Below are 25699 nucleotides of genomic sequence, written 5' to 3'. Positions count from 1 at the left end.
GCATGCCAGCACGCCTTCGCGTCCTCGCCGGCGACTGTCGAGTGACCGAACGGGGCGACCGGACCCGCACCCACCGCGGCCGCGTCGTCGTCCTGATCAAACCCGACAACACCACGCTCGTCCACGACGCCGACGGCTACCAGCCCGTGGCGTGGCTCACCCGTCCGGACTCCGTCGTCGTCGAGGGCGACGGGACGGGCTTCACCGTCACCGCACGGGAGGGATCCCGGCGGCTCCGCGTCGTCGCCGAGGGGGCGACCGCCAGCCGGGCGCTTCCGGTCACCGAGGCCGGGATCCCGGTCGGAACCTGTCCCGACGACGGTGGGTCGCTCGTGCGCTCGCGCGGCGACGTGGTCTGTCTCGACTGCGAGCGTCGGTGGGGGCTCCCCGCCGGGGCGAGCGTCACGGACGCGACCTGCGAGGCGTGCGGGCTGCCGAAGATCCGCGTCGAGCGCGGCGAGGCGTTCCACCTCTGTCTGGACCCGTCGTGTGACCCGCTCTTCGAGGCGGTCCGCGACCGGTTCGACCGCGTCTGGGAGTGCCCGGACTGCGGGGGCGACCTCCGGGTTCGGTTCGCGCCCGGCCGCGTCTACCTCGCCTGCGAGAACGACTCCGACTGCGAGACCACCTTCTCGATCCCGTCGGGCGTCGCCGTCGACGAGTGCGACTGCGGACTGCCGGCGTTCGAGACGGCGACCGGCCGACGCTGTCTCGACGGGACCTGCCCGGTCGGCGGCGGGAGGTGAGAACGGGGGCCCGGCGGCGGTCGCGGTCGTCGTCGCGGCTACTCGATGACGGTAGCTACGGTCGTCGCGGCTACTCCGCGAGCTGTTCGCGGCCGGGCGCGACGAGTCGGTCGAGGTACGCCGCGAGCGCCCCCTTGGCGTCCGCCGGGTGGAGCTCGCCGGACTCGAGGTCGGCCTCGAGCGCGTCGTACTCCGCGTACTCGAGGTCGCCGCCGTACTCCGCGGGACGCTCGACGACGACGGTCTCGAACCGCGGGAAGACGTGGTACTCGAACACCTGGAGGACGGGGTTCTCGCGCTCGACGCCCTCCTCGGTCGGCTCGGGGTCGGCCGTCGGCGGGCAGTACGCCTTGTTCACCTTCTCCTCGATCGCCTCGCGGGAGTCCTCCATCGAGATGGTGACGCCCGTACTGGAGGACATCTTCCCCTCGCCGGTGCCGAGGTCGGCGATGAGCGGGGTGTGGAGGCTCGTCGGCGGCTCGCGGTCGATGCTCGGGAGCACGTCGCGCGCGAGCATGTGGACCTTCCGCTGTTCCATCCCGCCGACCGCGAGGTCGACCCCGAGGTACGGGATGTCGAGCGCCTGCATCAGCGGGTAGACCGCCTGTGAGACCTTCACCGAGTCGCCCGACTTGATGTCGGCCATGGCCCGCTCGGCGCGCGCGAGCGTCGTCTCCAGCTCGAGCGCGTGGAGGTCGAGCGTGTAGTCCTCGTCGAGCTGGAAATCGGAGCCGAGCACGAACTGGGTGTTCGACTCGTCGAGCCCGTAGGCGATGAACTGGTCGCGCATCCGTTCGGCGGTGCTCCGGATGTCCGCGAACGACCCCTTGTCGTTGAGGTACGCGTGGACGTCCGCGAGCAGGACGGTGACCTCGAAGCCGGCCTCCTGGAGGTCGATCAGCTTGTTCGCCGTGAGCATGTGGCCGATGTGGAGGACGCCGGAGGGCTCGTAGCCGACGTACGCCCGCTTGCCGTCGGGGTCGTCGGCCAGCGTCTCGATCTCCTCCTCGGTGACCACCTCGGCCGTGTTCCGGGTGATCCGCTCGTGGGCGTCCATGGCTACGATAGCGCGACCGCTCGGCATATGACTTCTGGAAACGCGCCGGTCCGGGTCGGCGGTCACTCCTCCGTCTCGAGTCTCGTCCCCGCCCGGTGTTCGGAGATGATCCGGTCGAGCCGCTCGGCCCGCTCGTCGCGCCGGCGACGCTCCGCGCGCGACTCCCAGTCGTCGATCGCGGCCTCCAGCGCCGCCTCCTCGGCGACCGCGAGCTCGTCGACCTCGCGGACGGGGACGTCATCGGCGGGAACGACCGGGATCCCGCCGTCGAAGAGCACTCGATCCGCGACCTCCGAGAGGTTGCCGTCGCGGATCACCGCCCGCGGGTCGGTCCCCGCGAGCCGCTCCGCGGTCCGTCGGCCGGCCCCGGAGGCGTCCCGGAGGTAGACCACGTCGCCGGCGACGAGCCCGTACGCCTCGTCGGCCGCGTCGAGCGCGTCGAGCGTGAACTGCTCGACTGGCTTCACGCTGACGAGCCCCCGTCCCTCGGCGACGTCGTCGAAGTTCGAGTGGTCGAGCCGCCACAGCTCCTTCAGCGTCTCCACTTTCCCCTCCAGCTCCGCGACCGTCTCGCGTGCCTCGTCGCGCTCGCGCTCCAAGCGATCGGTCTCGCGTTCGAGCCGCGAGACGATCCGCCGGCTGCGCGCCTCGATCCGCTCCTCGCGTTTCGCCTCCTCGAGGTCGGCCTCCAGCTCCTCGATCCGATCGTCGCGCTCGGCGAGGTCCGCCTCCAGCGACTCGGCGTGCGACTCCAGCCGGTCGACCCGGTCGCGGAGCCGCCGGATCGTCTCCTCCTCCTCGGTGCGTTCCGGCTCCGTGGGGTCTTTTGGGTGTTTCCCCCCGGCCTCCTCGCCGCCGTCGGGGTCCTCCCGGAGGTCCTCGATGACGGCCTCGACGGACGCGCCGCCGGCGACGACGCCGGCGATCACCTCCTCGCGGTCGAGCCGCGGCGGCGTCTTCTCCGTGATCCGCTCGAACTGGTCTTCGTGGGCGTCGTAGGCGTACAGCGCCGCCGCCAGCGCGTCGCGCTCGTGGTCGTTCCCGTAGCTCGCCTCCCGCGTGCGGTGGAGCTTCTCGTCGACCGGGAGATCCGTCGTGGGGCGCCAGCCGGCGGCGTCGAAGGAGCGACGGAACTTCTCGACGGTCTCGGGCATCGGCTCCACGTCGGCGGCGACGAGGATCGGCCGCCCCTGCTCGATCACCCACTCGGTCACCTCGGCGGTGTCGGCGGTCCGCGAGGAGTAGAGCGCGTGGACGGTGCCGTCGAGGCCGACCACCGCGGCCGCGGTGGTGGTGCCGGGGTCGATCCCGACGATGACGCGGTCGCGCCGCTTCACGAGCGGCTCGTACTCGATCCCGTCGCGGCGCTCGCGTTCGACCTCGACGCGGACGTCGCCCGCGCGCGAGTTCGACACGGGGATGTCCTCGGGTCGGGCCTCGACGGTGAAGACGGCGTTCGCGTAGCCGCCGTACTTCTCCGTCACCTCGCGGTCGAACTCGAGGTTCGCCTCCTCCAGTTTCGACTGGACCTGTCTGGTCCGCTTCCGGACGTTGCCGTGGATCCGGCGGGTGTAGCGGTCCTGGCTCCAGCCGCCCTTCCCGGTCGAGCGCCCGCGGGAGACCTTCACCGTGGTCTCGTCGGTGAACGCGGTCACCTCGTGGCCGACGTTGGCGGCGGCGAGGCGGGCGGCCGCCTCCGCCTCCTCCATCGGCTTCTTCCCGTACGGGATCCCGTGTCTGGAGGCGACCCGCGAGAGGGGTTCCGGGCGCTCCGCGCCCGTCACCTGAACGAGCCGGGTGCCGTCCGGCAAGGACCGCAGAAAGCCAACGAGCGCGTTCTTGTCGGGGGCCAGCTCGTAGGCGTTGTCGGTGGCGACGTACAGCGGCTCGCGGTCGTCGATCAGCCGGCGGAGCTTCCGGAGGGAGACCACGTCGCGGGTGACCCGCGCGAGCGGCCCCTCGGCGTCCGGGGCGTCGGGGTCGTCGTCGTCGACCGGGTCGAGGATCACGAGCGCGTAGGAGGGGTCGTCGCCGCGAACGTCGCCGCTCTGCACGTCGACGCCGAACACCGGCCGGTCGCGGGCGCGGATGGTCCGGGATGTCACGGACTCACGTAGGCCGGTCGGGCGTATATACCCCACGCCGGGGGTGACCGCCCGCGCGGCTCCGACGGGTCGACTCTCGCCTCCGATCCGCGGCTCCGACCCGCCCGCTTATACGTCGTCCCGGCGAAGACCGGACGAATGAGCGAGGAGTTCGTGCTGCTCGAGCCCGAGGACCAGCCCGGCGACGAGTGGGAGGAGCTGGACGTCTCGGACACCGAGGCGGACCGGATCGCCCGCCGGCAGGACCGGGAGTTCAGCGAGTTCCGCGAGCGGGTGAAAGACACCGAGCAGTTCAAACTCCAGGAGTCGGTCTTCGACGACGCGACGCTGGCGGCGGTGTACAAGCTGGTCCAGGACGGCTACGTCGACGCCTTCGGCGGCCCGGTCTCGACGGGGAAGGAGGCGAGCGTCTTCGAGGCGCTCGGCGGGGAGGCGGGCGAGCGGCCCGAACCGGGATCGGCCGCGGCCGCCGACGAGCACGCCCGCGAGGTCGCGGTGAAGGTGTACCGGATCAACTCCTCGAACTTCCGACAGATGCGCGACTACCTCGAGGGCGACCCGCGCTTCGAGGGCATCGCGAACGACAAGAAGGCGGTGGTGCTGGCGTGGACCCGCAAGGAGTTCGCGAACCTGAAACGCGCCCGGAAGGCCGGCGTGCGCGTCCCCGAACCGATCGCGGTCCAGCGGAACGTGCTGGTGATGGAGCTGGTCGGTCACGCCGAGGAGCGCGCCCGCCGGTTGAGCGAGGTCGACGTCGAGAACCCCGAGACGGCCTACGAGGTCGTTCGCGAGTACATGCGTCGGCTCTACCGCGCCGGACTGATCCACGGCGACCTCTCGGAGTACAACATGATCATCCACGACGGCGAGCTGGTGGTCATCGACATGGGGCAGGCCGTCACCGTTCACCACCCGAACGCCGGGGAGTTCCTCGACCGCGACTGCGAGAACGTGGCGACCTTCTTCACCCGACAGGGGATCGACGTCGACCCCGACGACCTGCGCGCGTACGTGACCGAGCCGGAGCCCGACCCGAGCGGGGAGCCGGATCGGAGCGTGGATCCGGAACCGGGTCCCGCCAACGCCTCCGATCGAGAGCGAGACACCTAGAGACTGCGGACCCACACATCGAGCGGGTAGGTTTCATCGGCGATCTCGACCGCTCTCACGCCGGCTCGTTCGAAGCCGCGCGACTCATAGAAGCGAGCGCCGGACTCGTTGTCGGCGAACGCGTCGAGCCGAATCGCGTCGATATCCGTCGGGAGCGCGTCGAGACCGCGCTCGAGCAGCGCCGTTCCGATCCCCTCTCCCCACCGATCGGGGTGGACGTAGATGGCTTTCAGGCCGGCCTCGCCGATCCCGACGAACGGCTTCGTGTTGTCGTCGCCCCAGCGTACGTCGACGAACCCCCGGACCGTTCCATCGATGACCGCGACGAAGGTAGCGGCGCAGTCGCCGTCGAGTCCCTCCGCCCACTCCTCGACTTCCTCAGGAGTCGGCTCGACCGTCACCTCGTCGAGCACCGGGTCCGGGAGGACGTCGTCGTACGCTTCCCGCCACGCCCGTCCGTGGGCTCGGATCAGCTCCACGATGTCCGTGTCCGTTTCAGGAGGGCGGATATCCATGTGCGGGCGTCGTTGGTAGCTGAAAAAATTCTGTCGGCGTACTCGGGGTGTTACGTTACCGCCATCTTGAGTATCCCTCATGTCCTCCACGAGCGGTACCGCGGAGTCCCCGCCCGAAGTCGCGTCGGTCGTCCGGCGATACCACCGAACCGAACGCGCGGTCAGCTGGCTCGTCGCCCTCCTCGTCGTCGCCGCCGCCGCGTTCCTGTCGCTCGATTCCCTCCCGGCCGCGCTCGTCGCGGTCGGCGTCGTCGCCCTCGTTCGCGTCCCGATCGTGTCCCGGAGCGGGCGCACGCGACTGATCGCCGACGCGGATCCCTCCGCGGTCGTCGCCGCGTTCCGGAGCGCCACACCGCCGATACTCGCCTTCCAGTGGGCGATCGCGGACGAGATCGACTCGGGCGGCGGGGATCGGAACGGCGCGGGTGGCGAGGTCGGGACGACGCGAGTGGGGCCGATGGCGGCCCGACGACCCGCGCGACCTACGAGCTCTCCTACCTGTTCGGACTGCGGTCGATCTCGATGGTCGTCGAGGTGCGGTCGCCGGGAGTCGACGACGGGGCGGTCACGGACGACACCGGGGCGGTCACGGACGACACCGGGGTGGTCACGTCCGGCGACGACAGGGCGGTCACGTCCGGCGACGACGCGGTCGAAACCCTCGAAGTGAGCGCCACGGCCGGCGGGCGGCCGTGGGGAACCTACCACGTGTCGGTGCGCGAGGGCGACGCGGGGACGGTCGTCGACGTCGCGTTGACGACCGACCGGCGGTTCGACCTGCGGTCGGTCCCGCAGGCGCTGGTCGCAGAGCGGTACTTCGGGACGGTCCTCGCGGCGCAGGGGTACCGCGTGGCCGAACGGGGGGTATCGTGGTCGACGTGAGCGGATCCGTGATGAGTGACGCAGAATCCACGGTAGCCGGCCGCACGCGCCCGGTATTCGGACACACACCGGGGACGGCGGAACACGTTTAAAAGGCTTCGCCGGATATCACCCGGTATGCAACACGTGACGGTTCCGCAGGACCGGATCGGCGTCGTCATCGGTTCCGGGGGCGAGACCATGCGGGAGATCGAAGAGCGAGCGGGCGTCAGGCTCGACGTCGACTCGGAGTCCGGCAGCGTCGCGATCGAGGAGACGGGCGACCCCGTCGCCGCGCTGGTCGCGCCGGACGTGATCAAGGCGATCGGGCGCGGGTTCAAACCCGAGACCGCGCTGTCGATCCTCGATCACGACCTCCGGACGCTGGAGCTGATCGACCTGACCGAACACACCCGAAACGACAACGACCTCCAGCGTAAGAAGGGGCGGATCATCGGCGAGAACGGCCGGACCCGCGAGCTGATAGAGGAGCTGACCGGCGCGAACGTCGTGATCTACGGCACCACGGTCGGGGCCGTCGGCGGTCCGGAGGAGCTTCGGGTCGTCCGGCGAGCGGTCGGGATGCTGCTCGACGGCGCGCCCCACGGCGCGGTGTACTCCTACCTCGAGCGCAAGTCCAACGAGCTGAACGACGACGTGAGCTTCAGCGCACCGCGGTAGGCGGTCCGCGGCCGGTACGCGGTCCGCGGGAGTTTCGGTCGCTCGGCCGTACATCGTTGCCGGCGCGGTGTCACTCCTCCACCCGCCGATCTCGCGTCGCTGTTCCCGGAACTCCTCGATCCGCCGTTCTATATAAAGGGCCGTGATAACGAGACACATGCGACCGCTCTCGGCACCCCCGTGTTGCGGTTCCGCACGAACCGAACGAAGGATTTATATAGAATCACAAACAATCGGAGGTTGATTATGTCCCAGCGACAGCGGATGGGTAACCAGCCGATGATCGTACTTTCCGAGGAGTCGCAGCGCACCTCCGGAAAGGACGCCCAGAACATGAACATCACGGCCGGGAAGGCGGTCGCGGAGTCCGTCCGCACCACGCTCGGCCCGAAGGGGATGGACAAGATGCTCGTCGACTCCGGCGGGTCCGTCGTCGTCACGAACGACGGCGTCACCATCCTCAAGGAGATGGATATCGACCACCCCGCGGCGAACATGATCGTCGAGGTGTCCGAGACGCAGGAGGACGAGGTCGGTGACGGAACCACGTCCGCCGTCGTCGTCGCGGGCGAACTCCTCGATCAGGCAGAGGAGCTCCTCGACCAGGACATCCACGCGACCACGCTCGCGCAGGGGTACCGCCAGGCCGCCGAGAAGGCCAAGGAGATCGTCGAAGAGCAGGCCATCGAGGTCACCGAGGACGACCGCGAGACCCTCGTCGAGATCGCCCAGACGGCGATGACCGGCAAGGGCGCGGAGAACTCCAAGGACCTGCTCGCCGAGCTCGTCGTCGACGCCGTGCTGGCGGTCAAAGACGAGGACGGCATCGACACGGAGAACGTCTCCGTCGAGAAGGTCGTCGGCAGCTCCGTCGACCAGTCCGAGCTCGTCGAGGGCGTCATCGTCGACAAGGAGCGCGTCGACGAGAACATGCCCTACGCGGTCGAGGACGCGAACGTCGCGCTGTTCGACGGCGCCATCGAGGTGAAGGAGACGGAGATCGACGCCGAGGTCAACGTCACCGACCCCGACCAGCTCCAGCAGTTCCTCGACCAGGAGGAGGCCCAGCTGCGTGAGATGGTCGACCACCTCGTCGACATCGACGCCGACGTCGTCTTCGTCGGCGACGGCATCGACGACATGGCCCAGCACTACCTCGCCCAGGAGGGCATCCTCGCGGTCCGCCGCGCGAAGTCCGACGACCTCAAGCGGCTCGCCCGCGCGACGGGCGGCCGCGTCGTCTCCAACCTCGAGGACATCGAGAGCGACGACCTCGGCTTCGCCGGCTCCGTCGCCCAGAAGGACGTCGGCGGCGACGAGCGCATCTTCGTCGAGGACGTCGAGGAGGCCAAGTCCGTCACGCTCATCCTGCGCGGCGGCACCGAGCACGTCGTCGACGAGATCGAGCGTGCCATCGAGGACTCGCTCGGCGTCGTCCGCACGACGCTCGTCGACGGGCAGGTCCTGCCCGGCGGCGGCGCGCCCGAGGCCGAACTCGCCTTACAGCTCCGCGACTTCGCCGACTCCGTCGGCGGCCGCGAGCAGCTCGCAGTCGAGGCGTTCGCCGACGCGCTGGAGGTCATCCCGCGCACCCTCGCCGAGAACGCGGGGCTCGATCCCATCGACTCGCTCGTCGACCTCCGCTCCCGGCACGACGGCGGCGAGTTCGGTGCCGGTCTCGACGCCTACACGGGCGACGTGATCGACATGGAGGCCGAGGGCGTCGTGGAGCCGCTCCGCGTCAAGACCCAGGCCATCGAGTCCGCCACCGAGGCGGCCGTCATGATCCTCCGCATCGACGACGTCATCGCGGCCGGCGACCTCAAGGGCGGCGGCAGCGACGACGACGGCGACGAGGGCGGCCCCGGCGGCGCGCCCGGCGGAATGGGCGGCGGAATGGGCGGCATGGGCGGAATGGGCGGCGCGATGTGAAGTTCGGCGAGAACACACACACGCTCCCAACCGCGTCCTGACCTAACCACTCGCGGTATCGTTTTCGCCGACCGTCGCGCGGCCCGTTCGGGCCTCGACGATAGCGATCTTTTTCGACGCCACTCCGACCGTCACGGAGCGACGCGACCGCGAAGCGTCCCGTCTCGACTCCCCGTGACCCTCGTCACCGTTCATCATATTCGTCCCACCGGGCACGAAGTAACACCGACGTAACCACCGGACGGCGGCGTCCGCGAGCGATTAAGTGCGTTCCGCGCCTCCGATCGTTCAGACGAGGTTCTCACGTTCCAATGGCACAACAGAAGGCGGACTACGTAGACGAGGCCGAGATCGACGCGGAGTTGGACGACCTCCCGGACGCGGAGACCGTCGAGGCGACGGTCGCGAACCTGGAGGAGCGCGGGTTCGACGTGGTGGTCGTCGACGACGCCGAGGCGGCGCTCGAGGCGGTCACAGAGCGGATCCCCGCGGGCGTCTCCGTGATGAACGGCCACTCGACGACGCTCGAGGAGATCGGCTTCGACGAGTTCCTCGGAGGGGATGATCACGAGTGGGAGAGCCTCCCGGACGAGATCTGGCGCATCGACGACGACGCCGAACGGCAGGCCGCGCGACGCGAGGCACAGACCGCGGACTACTTCCTCGGCGGGATCAACGCCATCGCCCGGACCGGCGAACTCGTCGCCGCCGACCTCTCCGGCAGTCGGATCGGCGCGTATCCGTTCGCCGCCGGCAACGTGATCATCGTCTCCGGCACGAACAAGGTCGTCCCGACGCTCGATGACGCCCTCGACCGCCTGGAGTCGGTCGCGTATCCGCTGGAGAACGAGCGCGCCCAGGAGGCGTACGGCGTCGAGTCCGCGATCGCCAAACAGCTGATCTACCGCCGGGAGACCGAGGAGGACCGGACGACGATCGTGCTCGTGCGCGAGCAGCTCGGGTACTGAACGACGCCTGCGAACTCTACCGCTTTTCGTGTTTTCGACCAACTAACCCCGCCGCTCGCGACGTTGCTCGCGGCGGAACAGCGGGCCGGGAGGGATTCGAACCACGTCCGGACGTGCTCGCTTCGCTCACTGCGCGCGACTGGTCTCTTCGAATCCCTCCTGCCGGTTCCCTCACCGCCTCGCTCTCGCTCGGCGGTTCAGTGTACGGGCCGGGAGGGATTCGAACCACGTCCGGACGTGCTCGCTTCGCTCACTGCGCGCGACTGGTCTCTTCGAATCCCTCCTGCCGGTTCCCTCACCGCCTCGCTCTCGCTCGGCGGTTCAGTGTACGGGCCGGGAGGGATTCGAACCCCCGACCGTCCGGTTAAAAGCCGGACGCTCTCCCTAACTGAGCTACCGGCCCGCGTCACCGGGTACGACCAGACCACGGATAAACGTTTAGAAACGGCAGGACTCGGCGGCTACTCCTCCGCCGGCGACGACGCGAAGTGGTCCTCCAGCGCGGCCGCGACGATCGCGCCCGGATCGACGTTCCGCATCGCGGCCCGCCGCCGGAGCTCGACGTACGTCTCGGTCGGGAGATCGAGGTCGATCCGACCGAGATGGACGCCGACCTCCCTCGCCGCGTCGGTCACGTCGTCGCCGTCGTTGACCGCGGAGGCGACGGAGCGGACCTCCCGGACGGTCATGTCGCCGTCGATGGCGGCCCACGCGAGGCGGTACCGGTCGGTCCCCGCGAGCCGCGCGACGTGTTTGGCCGCGCTCGGCGTGATGTACCCGCGGGCGACCTGACGCCGGATGGCTTGGGGCAGGTCGTGAACCCGCGCCCACTTGCGGATGAACGCGACGGTGACCCCGTCACCGGCGCGGGCTGCGGCCTCCTTGTAGGAGCCGACGCCGCGAACCAGCGCCGCACAGGCGGCGGCTCCGCGCAGCATCAACACGTGGTCGTCGTCGCCGACGTCGCCCGACGCGAAGCGACGGACCGTCTCCGCGGCCTCGGCGACGCTCTCGGGATCGTCGGGGTCGAACCCCACCGCCTCGGCCGCGCGCTCGCCGGTGACCGCCGGGTCAGAGCGAACGACGGGCTCGCCGACCGGGGACCGCCGGTCGGCGCGTGACTGCTCGTCCATACGCCTCCTTCGAGCCCCAGCACATAAGGGGTCGGCACCGTGGCAGGTATCGCAGCCGACGCGGAGAACGGGTTCGACGTATCCCTACTCGTCGCCGTCGTCGGCGTCGCCGTCACCGGCCGTGGCGTCGGCCGTCTCGTCGTCGGACGTGTTCTCGTCGCCGCCGGCGGCCGGTCCGCCGGCCGCCAGCTCCTCGGCGAGAAGCGTCGGAGTCACGAGCGCCGGGTCGACCGCGAGGTCGGCGACGCCGGCGACGAACTCCGGTAGCGACCGGTCCGCGTACGTCACGACGGTCACCGACGGGTTCAGCTCCTTCGCGACCGGGATGCCGGTCGCCTCGTCGGCGTCGGTCAACACGAGGTAGTCGGCCTCCGTGATCCCCGCTGCTTTCAGCGCGTCCGCCGAGACGACGCCCTCGACCCGCGACACCGTCGCGTCGAGCGCCTCCAACTCCTCGCCGATCCCGTGTTCGTCGGGGCCCGCGACGATCGCAGTCAGCGCGTTCCCCGCCATCACTCGTACTCGATCGTCGCGGGCGGTTTGTGGGTCACGTCGTAGACGACGCGCGCGACGTTGTCGTTCTCGCCGGTGATCCGGCTCTGGATCCGCTGGAGCGTGCTCCAGTCGACCTCCTGGGCGCGCGCGGTCATCCCGTCGCGGCTCTCGACGGAGCGCACGGCGACCACCCAGCCGTGGACGCGGTTGTCGCCTTTCACCCCGGTCGCCTTCCCGATCACGGCCCCGAACGCCTGCCAGGGGTCGTACTCCGCGAGCTCCTCCTCGACGACGTGGCACGCCTCGCGGGCGACGTCGGCCTTCTCGGGGGTGACCTCGCCGACGACCCGGACGGCGAGTCCGGGGCCGGGAAACGGCATCCGCTCGGAGATGATCTCCTCGAGGTCGAGCGCACGGGCGACCTCGCGGACCTCGTCCTTGTAGAGGTCGCGAACCGGCTCGACGATCCCCTCGAAGTCGACGACCTCGGGGAGCCCGCCAACGTTGTGGTGCGACTTGATGTTCCCCTCCGACTCGATGCGGTCGGGATAGATCGTCCCTTGGACGAGGTAGTCGGCGTCGACGTCGCGGGCGACCGCCTCGAACTCGTCGATGAACCCCTCGCCGATGACGTGGCGTTTCTCCTCCGGATCGGTGACGCCCGACAGTCGGTCGAAGAACCGCTCTTGCGCCTCGATCACCCGGAGCGACTCCATGAAGGAGAACGTCTCGCGGATCTCGTCGGTCTCCCCCTTCCGCATCAGTCCCGTGTCGACGTACACCGGGGTGAGCCGGTCGCCTATCGCCTCGTACGCCAGCGTCGCCGCCACCGAGGAGTCGACCCCGCCCGAGAGGGCGATCACGGCGTTCGCGTCGCCGATCGCCTCGCGGATCTCCGCGACCGCCTCGTCAATGAACGCGTCCGTCTCGACCATCTATAGCCTCACGTCCGCGTTCCGCTCGGTTGTGTCCGTCGATCCCAGCGCCGCCTCGACGAGGGCGACGAACGGCGGGCTCGCCCGGTCCGGCCGCGACCGGAACTCGGGGTGCGCCTGCGTCCCGAAGAAGAACGGGTGGTCCCCGCGTTCGAGGATCTCCATCCGGTTGTCCGCGCGCCCGGAGAAGACGAGGCCGTCGGCCTCCAACTCGTCGATGTACTCGGGGTTCACCTCGTAGCGGTGGCGGTGTCGCTCGGTACAGGAATCCGCGCCGTACACCCGCGCCGCCAGCGTGTCCGGCTCGATGTCGGTCTCGTGTGCGCCCAGCCGCATCGTCCCGCCCATGTCCTCCGTCTCGTACTGCTCGGGGAGCAGGTCGATGACGGGATGGGGGGTGTCCGGGTCGATCTCCGCGGAGTGAGCGTCCGCCAGCCCCAGGACGTTGCGCGCGTGCTCGACGACCGCCATCTGGAAGCCTAAACAGAGCCCGAGGAAGGGGACGTCGTTCTCGCGGGCGTACCGAATGGCCTCCACCTTCCCGTCGGTCCCGCGGGAGCCGAACCCGCCGGGGACGACGACCGCGTCCGCGGTCGCGAGCCGCTCTTCGTGTTCCTCGCGCGTCTCGTCGGCGTCGACCCACAGCACGTTCACCTCCGTCTCCGTCTGGATCCCGGCGTGTTTCAGCGCCTCGTGGATCGACATGTAGGCGTCCTCCAGCGCGTACTTGCCGACGAGCGCCACGTCGATCTCGTCCTCCCGCTCGCGCGTGACGAGGTCGCGCCACTCCGTCGAGCGCTCGGCCTTCGGGAGCGCCTCCTCGGCGAGCCCCAGCCGCTCCATCACGTACTCGTCCAACCCCTCGTCTTCGACCATCAACGGGACGTGGTAGATGTCCTCGACGTCGGGATTCGAGAAGACCGCGTCCGTGGGAACGTCACAGAACAGGGCGATCTTCTCTTTCGTCTCCGGCTCCAGCCGGTCCGCACAGCGCCCGACGAGCACGTCCGGCTGGAGCCCGATCGAGCGCAGCTCCTTCACGGAGTGTTGGGTCGGCTTCGTCTTCTGCTCGCCGTTCTTCGAGTAAGGGACCAAGGTGACGTGGGTGAAGAGGATGTCCTCGTCGTCCTCCTCGTGGGCGAACTGGCGGAGCGCCTCTAAGAACGGCATCGACTCGATGTCGCCGACGGTGCCGCCGATCTCGATCAGACAGACGTCCGACCCCTCGGCGGCCTCGCGGATGCGTCGCTTGATGTCGTCGGTGACGTGCGGGATGATCTGGACGGTCTTGCCGAGGTAGTCGCCGGCGCGCTCGCGCTCGATGACGTGCTGGTAGGTCTTCCCCGTGGTGACGTTGTGGTCGAACGTCATGTCGGTGCCGAGGAAGCGCTCGTAGTTGCCTAAATCGAGGTCGACCTCGCCGCCGTCCTTGAGGACGTACACCTCGCCGTGTTCGTACGGGTTCATCGTCCCGGCGTCGACGTTGAGGTAGGGGTCGACCTTCACCGCGGTCACGTCGAAGCCCGCGTTCGAGAGGAGTCGGCCGGTGCTGGCGGCGGTGATTCCCTTGCCCAGCCCGGACATGACCCCGCCCGTGACGAACACGAACTTCCGACCCAGCGACGGGTCGTATCCCGTGTCAGGATCCGTTGGCATATCGACCGTCCGTCAGGGGCCGGCAAAACCGTTTCGGAGGGGTTCCGAATCGGACAAAACGAACACGGTCGTCCGTGACGATCGCGGTCGAAGCGATCGTTCGTCGAACCGGAACGGTTCGCACGACGGATTCGCGAACGGAGGCCGGGCGGGTCGGACCGGTCGCGTCGCGGGTCGGACCGGTCGCGTCGCGGGTCGGTCAGGGCGCGAGTGCCGGTGCCGGTCGGGGACGGTCCTCGACCGTCGCGTCACAGGCCGGACACGTGTGGGTCGTCCGGTTCGGGCCCTCGTCGACGATCCAGTCGCCGGGGAGGCCGCTCTCGTGGCCGCAGTCGGGGCAGAACAGCACCGCCTTCGGGCGCGGTTCCGCGTCGGACGTGGAGGTGTGGTTGGTGGACACTGTCGGTGGAAGCGGTAGGCGTTCGCCGGGAATAACGCTGTTGGCGGGGATCGATCGGGAAGGATCCGGTCCGAGCGTCGCGAGCGTCGGTTCCGAAGCGAGCCATTTGACGACCTGGCCGCTCGACTGTACGTCGTTGCTGGCGCGGTGAACACGGTCGAAGTCCCCGCCTCCCGGCTGCCCCTTCGAGTTCCACCCGCCAAGCACCACCGGAAGACGGTCCTGCGCTCACTTCGTTCGCTGCGCGGGCTGCGACTCCCGTGCTCCCGCTCGCTGCGCTCGCGGGAACGCACCCGCACCTCACGCTTCCCCAGCCTCGGTCTCGCCGACCCGCCGAAACCGCCGGCGGGTCGCCTCGACCTCCCTCGCGCGGGTCGTTCGCGGCCCGACGGGCCGCTCACGGCGCGCGCCGACCGCGAAGTCTCCCGTTCCGACGCGTTCGGCGGACGCGGATCTCCGCGCCGACGTCGAGTCGGGGTATTATGGTCCCGTCGGCGCTACCCCGGATCGATGACCGGATCCGGCGACGCCGACGGCGACGACGAGCGCGACCGACCCCGAGTCGTGATCAGCGACACGAAACTCACGAGCCTCGAGACCGAACGCGAGGTCTTCGGCGACGAGGTCGTCCTGACCCAGGAGCCGCTGCGCTCACCGGCGGCGGTGATCGAGGCGGACCCGGACGCGATCGTCGTCGACGCGGGCACGCCGGTGACCGCCGAGGCCCTCGAGGGGTGTTCGAACCTCCGGGCGGTCGTCCGCGCCGGGGTCGGCGTCGACAACGTCGACCTCGCGGCGGCGGACGCCGCCGGCGTGGCCGTCTCGAACGTCCCGGACTACGGGACCGACGAGGTGTCCGCGCACGCGATCGGACTCTGTGCGTCGCTCGTCCGCGGCATTCCTACCGCGAGCGCGGACACCGCGGCCGGCGGCTGGGACTGGCAGGTCAGCGCGCCGCTCTCGCGACCCGCGGAACTGACCGTCGGCGTCGTCGGCTGCGGGCGGATCGGGAGCCGGACCGTGCGGAAGGCGCACCCGCAGTTCGGCCGCGTCCTCGTCGCCGACCCGTACGTGCCCGACGCGGAGGTCCGGGACCTCGGTGCCGACCCCGTGCGCTTCGAGGACCTCCTCCGCGAGAGCGACGTGATCTCCGTCCACACCCCGCTGACGCCGGAGACGCGGGAGATGTTCGACGGGGACGCCTTCGACGCGATGCGCGAGCGCGGCGGAGCCGAGTCGGGAACGATCCTCGTGAACACGGCGCGGGGCGAGGTCGTCGACACGGACGCGCTGGTCGACGCCTTAGAGGACGGGACGGTCCGGAGCGCCGGGCTGGACGTCCTTCCGGCGGAGCCGCCGGCGGACGACCGGCTGGTCGGCCGCGACGACGTCGTCGTCACCCCCCACATCGCGTGGTACTCCGAGGAGTCGAAACGCGAGGTGCGCCGCAAGGCGGCCGAGGAGGTCCGGCGGTACCTCCGCGGCGCGGAGCCGGCGTACCGCGTCGACGCCGACGCCTACGGGGGCGTTCCCGATCTCGACTCCGACGGGTAGCCACGGTATCGTTCCGACGACCCGTCGACCGGAACGTTCAACAGTTCGTCGGATCGGGATCGGGCCGTGAGCCGAGCCCTCCTCCCCGCGGCCGTCGCGGCCGTCGCCGCGGGCACGACCGCCGTGACGCGTCGGATCGCCCCGATCCTGCTCGAGTCGCCCGTCGACCTCCCGGCCACGAGGGTCCTCTCCGTCTACATCGCCGGCGGCCGGTTCGTCTCGTTCGCGCTCGTCTACGGCCTCCTCCTCGGGGTGACGTACCGGCTCGGTCGAACGGGAGACGACTCTCCCGACGGCGGGACCGTCGCGCTCGCGACCGGCCTCGTCGCCGCGGTCGCGTACCTCGTCGTGACCGCCGGGACGCTCCTCTGGCTCGGCCCTCAGCAGGGCGCGATCACGGCGCTCCTGGCGGTCGGGTCGAGCGTCGGCGTCGGCGTCAAGCTGGCGGTCGTCGCCTTCGCGGGGCTGGCGCTGGGACGGTCCCGACGCCCGGCGACCGCCGCGGACGCGTAATCGTCCGGGACCGAGCCGAGACGCCGGCCCGCGAGCGCGGGCGAGCCGTCGACGAGGGTCGACACCGCGATGAGTCTTCCACGCCGTCCGCGATCCGCTCGTGATCCGCTCCCGATCCGCGAACGGCACGTACAACCGCGTTAACCCGAATACAATCCGGGTTAATCGGGCTTAACGGAGTTCCCTTCTTAAGGGAAGTCGGCCTCACGACCCGAGTGGACATGAGCCAACGCACCATAGGCCTGCTGTTGATCGCGGTCGTCGCGGTCGGCGCGGTGACCGGCGTCGCGGCCGCCGAGGAGACGCTGGGCGTGACGGTCGACGACGCCGACGGCGAACCGACGGTCACGGTGACCGAGAACGACACTGCCGTCGAGAACGCGACGGTGATCGTGAGCGTCGCGGACGACGAGAACGCCTCGTACGCGGGGACGGGGGAGTACGCGACCGACGAGAACGGGACGGTCGACCTCCCCGCTCCCGAGGAGGACGTGGGGATCGAGGTGACCGCGACCGACGGGAACGCGACCGGTTCGACGCTCGCCCACCTCGACGCGCCCGACGGGCTCGAGGTGGACGTCGACGAGACCGACGCGGAGCCGCTGGTGACGGTGACCGAGAACGGCACCGCGGTCGAGAACGCCTCCGTGAACGTCACGACGGTGACGGCGGGGAACGCGACGAACGGAACCGACGCGGAGAACGGAACCGACGCGGAGAACGCGACCTACGTCGGCGAGGGGACCTACACGACCGACGGGAACGGGACGGTCGAGCTTCCCGCCGCGGAGGAGAACGTGACGATCGAGGTGACCGCGACGTTCGAGAACGAGACGGCCTCGACGACGGCCGATCTGACCGCCGGCGGCGACGCCGACGAGGAGGGGGGTGACCGGCGGTTCGGCCAACTGGTCCGCGAGTTCGTCTCGAACCTCGAGGACCGTGACGGCGGCATCGGCGGCGCGGTCTCCGACTTCGTGACGGAGAACAACCCCGGCAACGCGCCCGACCACGCGGGCGGTCCCGAGGACCCGGACGAGGCGGACGGTGACGACGGAAACGAGAGCGACGCTCCCGGCAACGCGCCGGCACACGCCGGAGGAGGCGAGGATGGCGAGCATGGCCCGCCGGCACACGCCGGTCCCGGCGACGAGTCGGAAGATGCCGAGGATGACGACGCGGACGACGACGAGTCGGAAGATGCCGAGGATGACGACGCGGACGATGACGAATCGGAGGCGGACGACGCCGAGGAGGAGGACGTTGACGACGAGAACGACGCCGAGGAGGATGACGACGAAGACGACGAGGACGCGAACCCCGGAAACGGTCCGGGTAACGCTCCCGGCAACGGGAACGGCAACCAGCCCTGACTGACGGTCGACCGGATCGCGGCTGACGACGGAGCCGGGCGCGACGGTCGTCGAGCGTTCGGCGACCGGTCGCGGAGCGCTTTTTTATACTCTCCATCGCGACCCGGTGTCGGCATCGTTTAGTGTGCGGTGAGCGAATCGAATCCCATGAGCGAGCAGACGTATCCGCCGGTCACGGAGCACCTTTCGGACCCCGAGACGGCCCGCGAGGAGGGGCGTCGCAAGATGGATTGGGCGCTCCAGCACATGCCGATCCTGAACGCGCTCCGCGGGGAGTTCGAGACGGAGCGGCCCCTCGAGGGCGAGACGATCGCGATGGCGATGCACGTCGAGGCGAAGACCGCGAACCTCGTCGAGCTGCTGGCCGACGGCGGCGCGGAGGTCGCGATCACCGGCTGTAACCCGCTCTCGACGCACGACGACGTCTCCGCGGCGCTGAACGACCACGAGGCGATCACCTCCTACGCGGTCCGCGGCGTCGACGACGAGGGGTACTACGACGCGATGCACGCCTGTCTCGCCCACGAACCCACCATCACCGTCGACGACGGGATGGACATGGTGAAGCTCGTCCACGAGGAGTACCCCGACCTCATCGATTCGATCCTCGGCGGCGCGGAGGAGACCACGACCGGCGTCCACCGCCTGCGCGCGATGGACGACGACGGCGAGCTCCACTACCCCGTCTTCGCCGTCAACGACACGCCGATGAAGCGCCTCTTCGACAACGTCCACGGCACCGGCGAGTCCTCGCTCGCGACCATCGCGATGACGACGAACCTCTCGTTCGCGGGCAAGGACGTCGTCGTCGGCGGGTTCGGCTACTGCGGGAAGGGCGTCGCGAAGAAGGCGGCCGGCCAGAACGCCAACGTGATCGTCTGCGAGGTCGACCCGCGCAAGGCCCTGGAGGCCCACATGGAGGGGTACGAGGTGCTCCCGATGACGGAGGCCGCGAAGAACGGGGACGTGTTCGTCACGACCACCGGCAACCGCGACGTGATCACCCGCGAGCACTTCGAGGTCATGAACGACGGCGTCCTCCTCGCGAACGCCGGCCACTTCGACGTGGAGATCAACCTCGAGGAGCTCGACGACCTCGCGGTCGACCGCTTCGAGGCCCGCGACGGGGTCGAGGGGTACGAGATGGAGGACGGCCGCGTGCTCAACGTGCTCGCGGAGGGGCGGCTCGTCAACCTCGCCGCGCCCATCGCCCTCGGCCACCCGGTCGAGGTGATGGACCAGAGCTTCGGCGTTCAAGCCGTGGTCGTCCGCGAACTCGCCGCCAACGCCGACGACTACGAGCCCGGCGTCCACGACGTTCCCGACGACCTCGACCGCGAGGTCGCCGAGATCAAACTCGCCGCCGAGGGCGTCGACCACGACTCGCTCTCGGAAACGCAACGTGAGTACATGGGGAGCTGGGAGCACGGGACGTAGGCGGTCGGCGGTGGTGCCCGGAACACGCCGATCCGCTCGCACGTCGGGGCCGCGGGCCTTCGCCTCACATCCTTTATGCTCCAACCACGCGGTACCTCGCGACATGGACCGGCGGACCTTCTGTGTCGCCTCGAGCGGGGCGCTCTTCGGAACCGCGGGATGCCTCGAGGTCGTCCGCGATCGAGGACTCCGCCTCGGCGGTGTCGTGTTGACCAACCGTCGGGACGACCCCGTCCGGGTTCGGCTTCGGATCACGCGGGGCGACGCCACGGTCGTCGACGGCGAGTATTCGCTGGAAGCGTCCGATCGCTCCGGCTCCGGTGCCGCCGTGAACGAGACGTGGAACGGTCGCGTCGCGCAGTACACGGTCGCGGTGGAGCTCGACTCGGGAACGGTCGAATCCTTCACGTACACGGCAGATCACGGCCACGGGGAGTGTACGGTCGCGCGCGTCGCGCTTCGGCCGTCGACCATCGCCTTCTCCAGTCACCGCGCTCCAGACGGGCGGTTCTGCTCTGCGCCCGAGTGACGACCGGAGGGATCCCCCGACCGCGCGGTCGACCCGATACGCCTCGCACTCTTTTTCAACGTCACGCGCGTACTCCAGCCAGTGACAGTCACCAGCCTCCACGACCCGAGCCACCGCGAGGCGCTCTGGGAGCTGGAGGACGCCTTCGAGCGCGGCGACCTGATAAGCTTGTTCGGGCGCTGTACGGTCTCCTACGAGGGCCGGGCCGCCTCCGACCTCGGTGCCGGCGACCGGCTCCTCCTCTTGAAACCCGACGGGGCCGCCCTGGTCCACACCGACGAGGGCCGCCAGCCGGTCAACTGGCAGCCGCCGGGCTCCGAACACCGTGCTGCGGTCCGGGAGGGGCGGCTCCGCGTGGTGTCGACCCGGACGAGCCCCGCCGAAACCCTCGCCGTCCGCTTCTCCGACGTCCACCAGCTCTCCGCGCTGCCGGTCACCGGCGGCCGGGACCTCGACCTCCACGGCAGCGAGGAGGACCTCCGGACCCGCATCCTCGAGCGGCCCGACCTGATCGAGCCGGGATTCGAGCCGAGAGAGACGGAACGCCCGTCCAGCGCCGGTCCGATGGACGTGTTCGGCGTCGACGCCGACGGCAACCCGGTCGTCGTGGAGCTGAAACGCCGACGGGTCGGCCCCGACGCGGTCGGGCAGCTCGCCCGGTACGTACGGGCGCTCCGCGAGGAGTTGGGGATCGATCCGGGCCACGCGGATACGGGGGACGCGGACGACGTCGAGGTCCGCGGCGTGCTCGTCGCGCCCTCGATCACCGACCGCGCCGCGGACCGGCTCGCGGACCGCGGGTTCGACCACGTCGCGCTCGAACCGACGCCCGAGGAATGAGGGTTCCCGTGAGGGCAGCTTTCGCCACGCGCGGGACCGCTCGTCCCGCGGGCGACCGTCCCCGCCGTCCTCGCCGTCTCCGCCACGGTATCGAAGGCTTTATCGACGCAGCGGGGGCTACATCGGACAAGTAACCATGTCCGACAAACCCGCCTCTATGTACCGGACGATAGACAAACCGTCCTACACCCGACGCGAGTACATCACGGGCATCCCCGGCTCGAAGATCGCCCAGTACAACATGGGCGACCTCTCCTCGGAGCCCGAGGACTACCCCGTCGAGATCAGCCTCCGCGTCGAGGAGGAGCTCCAGATCCGCCACGGCTCGCTCGAGAGCGCGCGCCTCTCGGCGAACCGCCACCTCATCAAGGAGCTCGGCGAGGGCAACTACAAGATGACGCTCCGCAAGTTCCCCCACCAGGTCATCCGCGAGAACAAGCAGGCGACCGGCGCGGGCGCGGACCGCGTCTCCGACGGGATGCGTCAGGCGTTCGGCAAGCCCGTCGGGACCGCCGCGCGACTGAACAAGGACGACGTGGTCTTCACCGCCTACTGCGACGTCGATCAGGCCCCCACGGTGAAGGAGGCGTTCCGCCGCGCGTACAACAAGCTCTCCCCGCCGTGCCGGATCACGGTCGAGCGCGGCGAAGAACTGCTCGTCGCGTAGACGCCGCTATATCGACACGTCGCTTCCCCGCGTCCGTTCGGTTTCTCCCTCCTGCGTTCCCTCCCTCGACTCCGACCCGAGTGGCGGCTCCCGAGACGAACCGCTGAAATACCCGCCTCGCGTACGTCCGGGCAGTGTCAAAGCAGTTGGCCGAGGTCGAGACGCTGTTCCTCCACGAGGCGCGGAGCGACTACACCGTGGTCGCGAACAGAGGCGGCAGCCGGGTGCTTCGCGGCCGCCTGGAGCTCAAGGAGACGTCGGCGGGCCCCCGTCCCGGAAAGTTTCGCGTCATCAGGGACGGTGAGGACCACCCCCGATCGCCCGACGAGTTCGTCGATCTCGCCCGCGCGGCCTCACGGATCCGGATCTCCGAGCAGACCTCGCCCGAGCGCCGCGAGCGCCTCCGCGAGATGCTCGACGGCTACCAGCTGGAGGCGATGACGGTTCGGACCTGTCGGCGCTGTGCGAACGACGGCCGCTACGGTCCGATCACGGCGGACACCGCCATCGAACACAACGGCGAGCACGTCTGTCGGGACTGCGCCCGCCGCGAGCTCGATCGCGAGCTGTCGTACAAGGGCGAGTTCACGGGAGCCGCCGAGGAGCGGCTCGAGGAGCTGCTGTACGACTCGAAGGACCTCGATCGGATCGTCAACCTGCTCTCCGGCGGGCTCGATCCCGACCTCACGAAGTACGACGAGGTGTCGGCCACCGTCGACGACGTCTCGCCGGTGCGGACCGACGAGCTCGACCTCCATCCCGACTTGGCCACCCACGTTCGGGGCCGGTTCGAGGAGCTGTTACCCGTTCAGGGCCTCTCCGTTCGGAACGGGCTGTTGGAGGGCGACGACCAGCTCGTCGTGAGCGCGACGGCGACGGGCAAGACGCTCGTCGGCGAACTGGCGGGGATCGACCGGGCGCTGAACGGCGACGGGAAGCTGCTGTTTCTGGTCCCGCTCGTCGCGCTCGCCAACCAGAAACACGAGGACTTCGAGGACCGCTACGGCGACCTGCTCGACGTCTCCATCCGCGTGGGGTCCTCGCGGATCGCCGACGACGGCAACCGGTTCGACCCGAACGCCGACGTGATCGTCGGCACCTACGAGGGGATCGACCACGCGCTCCGGACGGGCAAGGATCTGGGCGACGTGGGGACCGTCGTCATTGACGAGGTCCACACCCTGAAGGAGGGCGAGCGCGGCCACCGGCTCGACGGGCTCATCTCCCGGCTGAAACACTACAGCGAGCAGCGTCAGGAGAGCCACGAGGGCTACGACGGCACGCAGTTCGTCTACCTCTCCGCGACCGTCGGCAACCCCGAGTGGCTCGCCGAGCGGCTGCGGGCCACCCTCATCGAGTTCGAGGAGCGACCCGTCCCGATCGAGCGCCACGTCACCTTCGCCGACGGTCGAGAGAAGGCCGAGATCGCGGATAAACTGGTGAAACGCGAGTTCGACACGAAGTCCTCGAAGGGGTACCGCGGGCAGACGATCATCTTCACGAACTCCCGGCGACGCTGCCACGAGATCAGTCGGAAGCTCCGGTACGACTCCGCGCCGTACCACGCCGGGCTCGATTACGGCCGCCGCAAGACGGTCGAGCGCATGTTCGGGAACCAGGACCTGTCGGCGGTCGTCACCACCGCGGCGCTGGCCGCGGGCGTCGACTTCCCCGCCTCGCAAGTGATCTTCGACACGCTCGCGATGGGGATCGAGTGGCTCTCGGTCCAGGAGTTCTCCCAGATGCTCGGCCGGGCCGGCCGACCGGACTACCACGACCGCGGCCGGGTGTACCTCCTCGTCGAGCCCGACGCCGTCTATCACAACTCGATGGACCGGACCGAGGACGAGGTGGCGTTCACCCTGCTCAAAGGCGAGATGGAGGACGTGGCGACCCACTACGACGAGACGGCCGCCGTCGAGGAGACGCTCGCGAACGTCGTCGTCGCGGGTAAGAAGGCGAAGCGGCTCAACGACCGGATGATCGGCGACGTGCCGACGAAACACGCGGTCGGGAAGCTGTTGGAGTGGAAGTTCATCGACGGCTTCTCGCCGACGCCGCTGGGGCGGGCGATCTGTCGACACTTCCTCGCGCCCGACGAGGCGTTCCGGATCCTCGACGCGGTCCGGAAGGGGACCGACCCCTACGACCTCGTCGCCGACCTCGAGCTGTACGACGACGAGGAGTGAGTCGTTCGGAACGAACGGATCGCGCACGACGACCGACCGATCGCGACGACTGAGTTGGTCGCGACGATCGAGCCGACCTCAACCTTTTCGCCGGTCGGTCTCGTGACTCCGCCATGAGCGCGCTCGGGGGAGTACAGGCCGGGTCGAGCCTCCCGCCGTTGACCCCCGAGATCCTCCTCGTCTTCGCGATCGTCGCCGTCGCGCTCCTTCTCTTCGTTACGGCCCCGATTCCGATAGACGTCACCGCGATCGGCGTGATGGTCGCGCTCGTCGCCCTCGAGCCGTGGACGCGGGTCGATCCCGCGACCGGCGTCGGCGGGTTTTCCAGCTCCGCAACGGTGACCGTCCTCGCGATGTTCGTCCTCAGCGAGGGGATCCGGCAGTCCGGCCTCGTCAACGGGATCGGGGCGTGGATCGCCGACCGCTTCGGCGACAGCCACGACAAACAGCTGCTCGCGGTGCTCGGGCTCGCCGGCGGGACGGCGGGGTTCATCAACAACACGCCGGTCGTCGCCATCATGATCCCGATGGTGAACGCCATCTCCGAGAAGACGGGCGTGTCGCCCTCGAAGCTGCTCATGCCCGTCTCGTTCATGGCGATGCTCGGCGGGATGTTGACGCTCATCGGGACCTCGACGAACGTCCTCGCCTCGGACGTCTCCGCGCGCCTGCTCGGGCACCCCTTCTCGATGTTCGAGTTCACCAAGCTCGGCGTCGTCGTGTTGCTCACCGGCGGCGTCTACCTCGTGACGGTCGGACCGTACCTGCTCCCCGAGCGGATCGGGACCGACGACGAGCTGATGGACGAGTTCGGGATGACGGAGTACCTGACCGAGGTGGTCGTCCGCGGCGACTCGCCGCTCGTCGGCCGGACGGTGAACCAGGGCCTCGAACCCCTCGATATCGACGCCGACATCGTCCAGCTCGTCCGCGACGACCGGACGTTCACGGGGCCGCTCGGCCCGAAGGAGCTCCGCGAGGGCGACGTGCTGGTGTTGCGGACGGACCGCGAGAGCCTCATGACGCTGCTCGACGTGGACGGGCTCGACCTCGCGCCCGACGCCGACGTGGCGGAGGCGCAGCTCACGACCGAGGCGGAGACGACCGAACTCGAGACCGAACAGAGTCTCGTCGAGGTGATCGTCTCCCCGGAGGCGCGGCTCGTCGGCGAGACGCTGGAGACGCTGAACTTCCGCGACCGGTACGACGCGACCGTGCTCGCGATCCGGCGCGGCGGGCGGGTCATCCACGCGCGGATGGACGAGCGGCGCCTCCGGGCCGGCGACACCCTGCTCGTCCAGGCGACGGAGGAGACGATCCGGCGGCTCGGCAAGGACCGGAACTTCGTCGTCGGCGGTCGGCTCACGCGCCCGGACTTCCGGACGGAGAAGATCCCGGTCGCGATCGGGATCGTCGCCGTCGTCGTCGCGCTCGCCGCGCTGGAGGTCGTTCCCATCTTCGTGAGCGCGCTCGGCGGGATCGTCGCGATGGTCGCGACCGGCTGCGTGAAGCCGAACGAGATGTACTCCTCGGTGGACTGGAGCGTGATATTCCTCCTCGCGGGGCTCATCCCGCTCGGCGTCGCGATGGAGCGGACGGGCGCGGCCGCGTGGCTCGCGGCCGTCGTCGTCGCCTCCTCCGGCGGGCTCGATCCAGTGATCGTCTTGGGGCTCTTCTACCTCTTCACGGCGGTCGTCACTAACGTCGTCAGCAACAACGCGAGCGTCGTGTTGATGGTCCCGGTCGCGGTCGACACCGCGGAGGCGATCGGGGCCGACCCGTTCTCGTTCGTGCTCGCGGTGACGTTCGCGGCGTCGACGGCGATGCTCACGCCGATCGGCTACCAGACGAACCTGATGGTGTACGGCCCCGGCGGCTACGCGTTCACGGACTACTTCCGGCTCGGCGCGCCCCTCCAGCTCCTGTTGACCGTTGTGACGACGCTCGGGATCGCGTTCTTTTGGGGCGTCTAGGCGCGGTCATCGCCGCGGAAGCCTCCCCGC

The 25699-nt window shown here is 69.6% G+C and carries 23 protein-coding genes and 1 tRNA gene; 15 read left to right on the top strand and 9 right to left on the bottom strand.

Annotated elements, in window-relative coordinates; translation table 11 throughout:
- Nucleotides 1-2 precede the first annotated feature (2 nt).
- A complete protein-coding gene (locus tag NO889_RS01745) occupies nucleotides 3-746 on the top strand; it encodes an endonuclease NucS domain-containing protein (RefSeq protein ID WP_256410521.1) in 744 nt (247 codons plus the stop codon).
- A gap of 70 nt (nucleotides 747-816) precedes the next feature.
- On the opposite strand, the gene NO889_RS01740 is transcribed toward NO889_RS01745, so the two are convergent.
- Together NO889_RS01740 and NO889_RS01735 are read right to left on the bottom strand one after the other, a co-directional pair.
- Complete coding sequence (locus NO889_RS01740) at nucleotides 817-1803, bottom strand: tyrosine--tRNA ligase (RefSeq protein WP_256410520.1); 987 nt, start codon at nucleotides 1801-1803, stop codon at nucleotides 817-819.
- Nucleotides 1804-1865: 62 nt separating this feature from the next.
- The gene (locus tag NO889_RS01735; protein WP_256410519.1) at nucleotides 1866-3908 is read right to left on the bottom strand and encodes a DUF460 domain-containing protein; all 2043 of its coding nucleotides are present in this window, start codon (nucleotides 3906-3908) and stop codon (nucleotides 1866-1868) included.
- Between the two features lie 138 nt (nucleotides 3909-4046).
- Here NO889_RS01735 and rio1 point away from each other — a divergent pair, with 138 nt between their 5' ends.
- On the top strand, nucleotides 4047-5018 hold the full coding sequence (gene rio1, locus NO889_RS01730) for a serine/threonine-protein kinase Rio1 (RefSeq protein ID WP_256410518.1): 972 nt from the start codon (nucleotides 4047-4049) through the stop codon (nucleotides 5016-5018).
- Here the strand turns inward: rio1 and NO889_RS01725 are convergent.
- The gene (locus NO889_RS01725) at nucleotides 5015-5533 is read right to left on the bottom strand and encodes a GNAT family N-acetyltransferase (protein ID WP_256410517.1); all 519 of its coding nucleotides are present in this window, start codon (nucleotides 5531-5533) and stop codon (nucleotides 5015-5017) included. The two genes, rio1 and NO889_RS01725, sit on opposite strands and share 4 nt — an antisense overlap.
- A 522-nt stretch (nucleotides 5534-6055) precedes the next feature.
- Between NO889_RS01725 and NO889_RS01720 the strand changes: the two genes are divergently transcribed.
- From NO889_RS01720 to NO889_RS01705, 4 genes are all read left to right on the top strand, one after another.
- A complete protein-coding gene (locus tag NO889_RS01720) occupies nucleotides 6056-6415 on the top strand; it encodes a hypothetical protein (protein WP_256410516.1) in 360 nt (119 codons plus the stop codon).
- Between the two features lie 117 nt (nucleotides 6416-6532).
- Nucleotides 6533-7075 (top strand): KH domain-containing protein, encoded by a 543-nt coding sequence (locus NO889_RS01715; RefSeq protein ID WP_256410515.1) that lies wholly within the window; start codon nucleotides 6533-6535, stop codon nucleotides 7073-7075.
- Nucleotides 7076-7354: 279 nt separating this feature from the next.
- Entirely contained in the window at nucleotides 7355-9007 is a 1653-nt protein-coding gene (thsA, locus tag NO889_RS01710) for a thermosome subunit alpha (RefSeq protein ID WP_256410633.1), read from the top strand.
- A gap of 311 nt (nucleotides 9008-9318) precedes the next feature.
- Nucleotides 9319-9975, top strand: a complete 657-nt coding sequence (locus NO889_RS01705; RefSeq protein ID WP_256410514.1) for a lactate utilization protein — start codon at nucleotides 9319-9321, stop codon at nucleotides 9973-9975.
- A 329-nt stretch (nucleotides 9976-10304) separates the two neighbouring features.
- Here the strand turns inward: NO889_RS01705 and NO889_RS01700 are convergent.
- From NO889_RS01700 to NO889_RS01675, 6 genes are all read right to left on the bottom strand, one after another.
- Nucleotides 10305-10378, bottom strand: a tRNA-Lys gene (locus NO889_RS01700).
- A 58-nt stretch (nucleotides 10379-10436) separates the two neighbouring features.
- A complete protein-coding gene (locus NO889_RS01695; RefSeq protein ID WP_256410513.1) occupies nucleotides 10437-11108 on the bottom strand; it encodes a DUF7119 family protein in 672 nt (223 codons plus the stop codon).
- Nucleotides 11109-11192: 84 nt separating this feature from the next.
- On the bottom strand, nucleotides 11193-11621 hold the full coding sequence (locus NO889_RS01690) for a DUF7126 family protein (protein WP_256410512.1): 429 nt from the start codon (nucleotides 11619-11621) through the stop codon (nucleotides 11193-11195).
- Nucleotides 11621-12538 (bottom strand): glutamine-hydrolyzing GMP synthase, encoded by a 918-nt coding sequence (gene guaA, locus NO889_RS01685; RefSeq protein WP_256410511.1) that lies wholly within the window; start codon nucleotides 12536-12538, stop codon nucleotides 11621-11623. The genes NO889_RS01690 and guaA overlap by 1 nt, the downstream gene beginning before the upstream one ends.
- Entirely contained in the window at nucleotides 12539-14194 is a 1656-nt protein-coding gene (gene pyrG / locus NO889_RS01680; protein ID WP_256410510.1) for a CTP synthase, read from the bottom strand.
- A 199-nt stretch (nucleotides 14195-14393) separates the two neighbouring features.
- Nucleotides 14394-14594: a phage terminase large subunit family protein gene (locus tag NO889_RS01675; RefSeq protein ID WP_256410509.1), complete on the bottom strand. Its 201-nt coding sequence runs from the start codon at nucleotides 14592-14594 to the stop codon at nucleotides 14394-14396.
- Between the two features lie 510 nt (nucleotides 14595-15104).
- Here NO889_RS01675 and NO889_RS01670 point away from each other — a divergent pair.
- The 9 genes from NO889_RS01670 (at nucleotide 15105) to NO889_RS01630 (ending at nucleotide 25669) form a co-directional block, all read left to right on the top strand.
- Nucleotides 15105-16148: a C-terminal binding protein gene (locus NO889_RS01670; protein WP_256410508.1), complete on the top strand. Its 1044-nt coding sequence runs from the start codon at nucleotides 15105-15107 to the stop codon at nucleotides 16146-16148.
- 66 nt (nucleotides 16149-16214) lie between these two features.
- Nucleotides 16215-16661, top strand: a complete 447-nt coding sequence (locus NO889_RS01665) for a hypothetical protein (protein ID WP_256410507.1) — start codon at nucleotides 16215-16217, stop codon at nucleotides 16659-16661.
- Nucleotides 16662-16882: 221 nt separating this feature from the next.
- Complete coding sequence (locus NO889_RS01660) at nucleotides 16883-18034, top strand: hypothetical protein (protein ID WP_256410506.1); 1152 nt, start codon at nucleotides 16883-16885, stop codon at nucleotides 18032-18034.
- A 147-nt stretch (nucleotides 18035-18181) separates the two neighbouring features.
- Nucleotides 18182-19471, top strand: coding sequence for an adenosylhomocysteinase (locus NO889_RS01655; RefSeq protein WP_256410505.1), 1290 nt, complete (start codon nucleotides 18182-18184; stop codon nucleotides 19469-19471).
- A gap of 103 nt (nucleotides 19472-19574) precedes the next feature.
- A complete protein-coding gene (locus NO889_RS01650) occupies nucleotides 19575-20000 on the top strand; it encodes an Ig-like domain-containing protein (RefSeq protein WP_256410504.1) in 426 nt (141 codons plus the stop codon).
- Between the two features lie 81 nt (nucleotides 20001-20081).
- On the top strand, nucleotides 20082-20840 hold the full coding sequence (gene nucS / locus NO889_RS01645; RefSeq protein ID WP_256410503.1) for an endonuclease NucS: 759 nt from the start codon (nucleotides 20082-20084) through the stop codon (nucleotides 20838-20840).
- 136 nt (nucleotides 20841-20976) lie between these two features.
- Nucleotides 20977-21507, top strand: coding sequence for a 50S ribosomal protein L16 (locus NO889_RS01640; RefSeq protein ID WP_256410502.1), 531 nt, complete (start codon nucleotides 20977-20979; stop codon nucleotides 21505-21507).
- A 134-nt stretch (nucleotides 21508-21641) separates the two neighbouring features.
- Nucleotides 21642-23696, top strand: a complete 2055-nt coding sequence (locus tag NO889_RS01635) for a DEAD/DEAH box helicase (protein WP_256410501.1) — start codon at nucleotides 21642-21644, stop codon at nucleotides 23694-23696.
- 113 nt (nucleotides 23697-23809) lie between these two features.
- A complete protein-coding gene (locus tag NO889_RS01630) occupies nucleotides 23810-25669 on the top strand; it encodes an SLC13 family permease (protein WP_256410500.1) in 1860 nt (619 codons plus the stop codon).
- The last annotated feature ends 30 nt before the right edge of the window (nucleotides 25670-25699 follow it).

The sequence above is a fragment of the Halorubrum rubrum genome (assembly GCF_024494685.1).
GTDB classification, from domain to species: Archaea; Halobacteriota; Halobacteria; order Halobacteriales; family Haloferacaceae; genus Halorubrum; species Halorubrum rubrum.
Note: the sequence above shows the minus strand (reverse complement) of the source record. Positions and strands in the feature narration are given on the sequence as shown.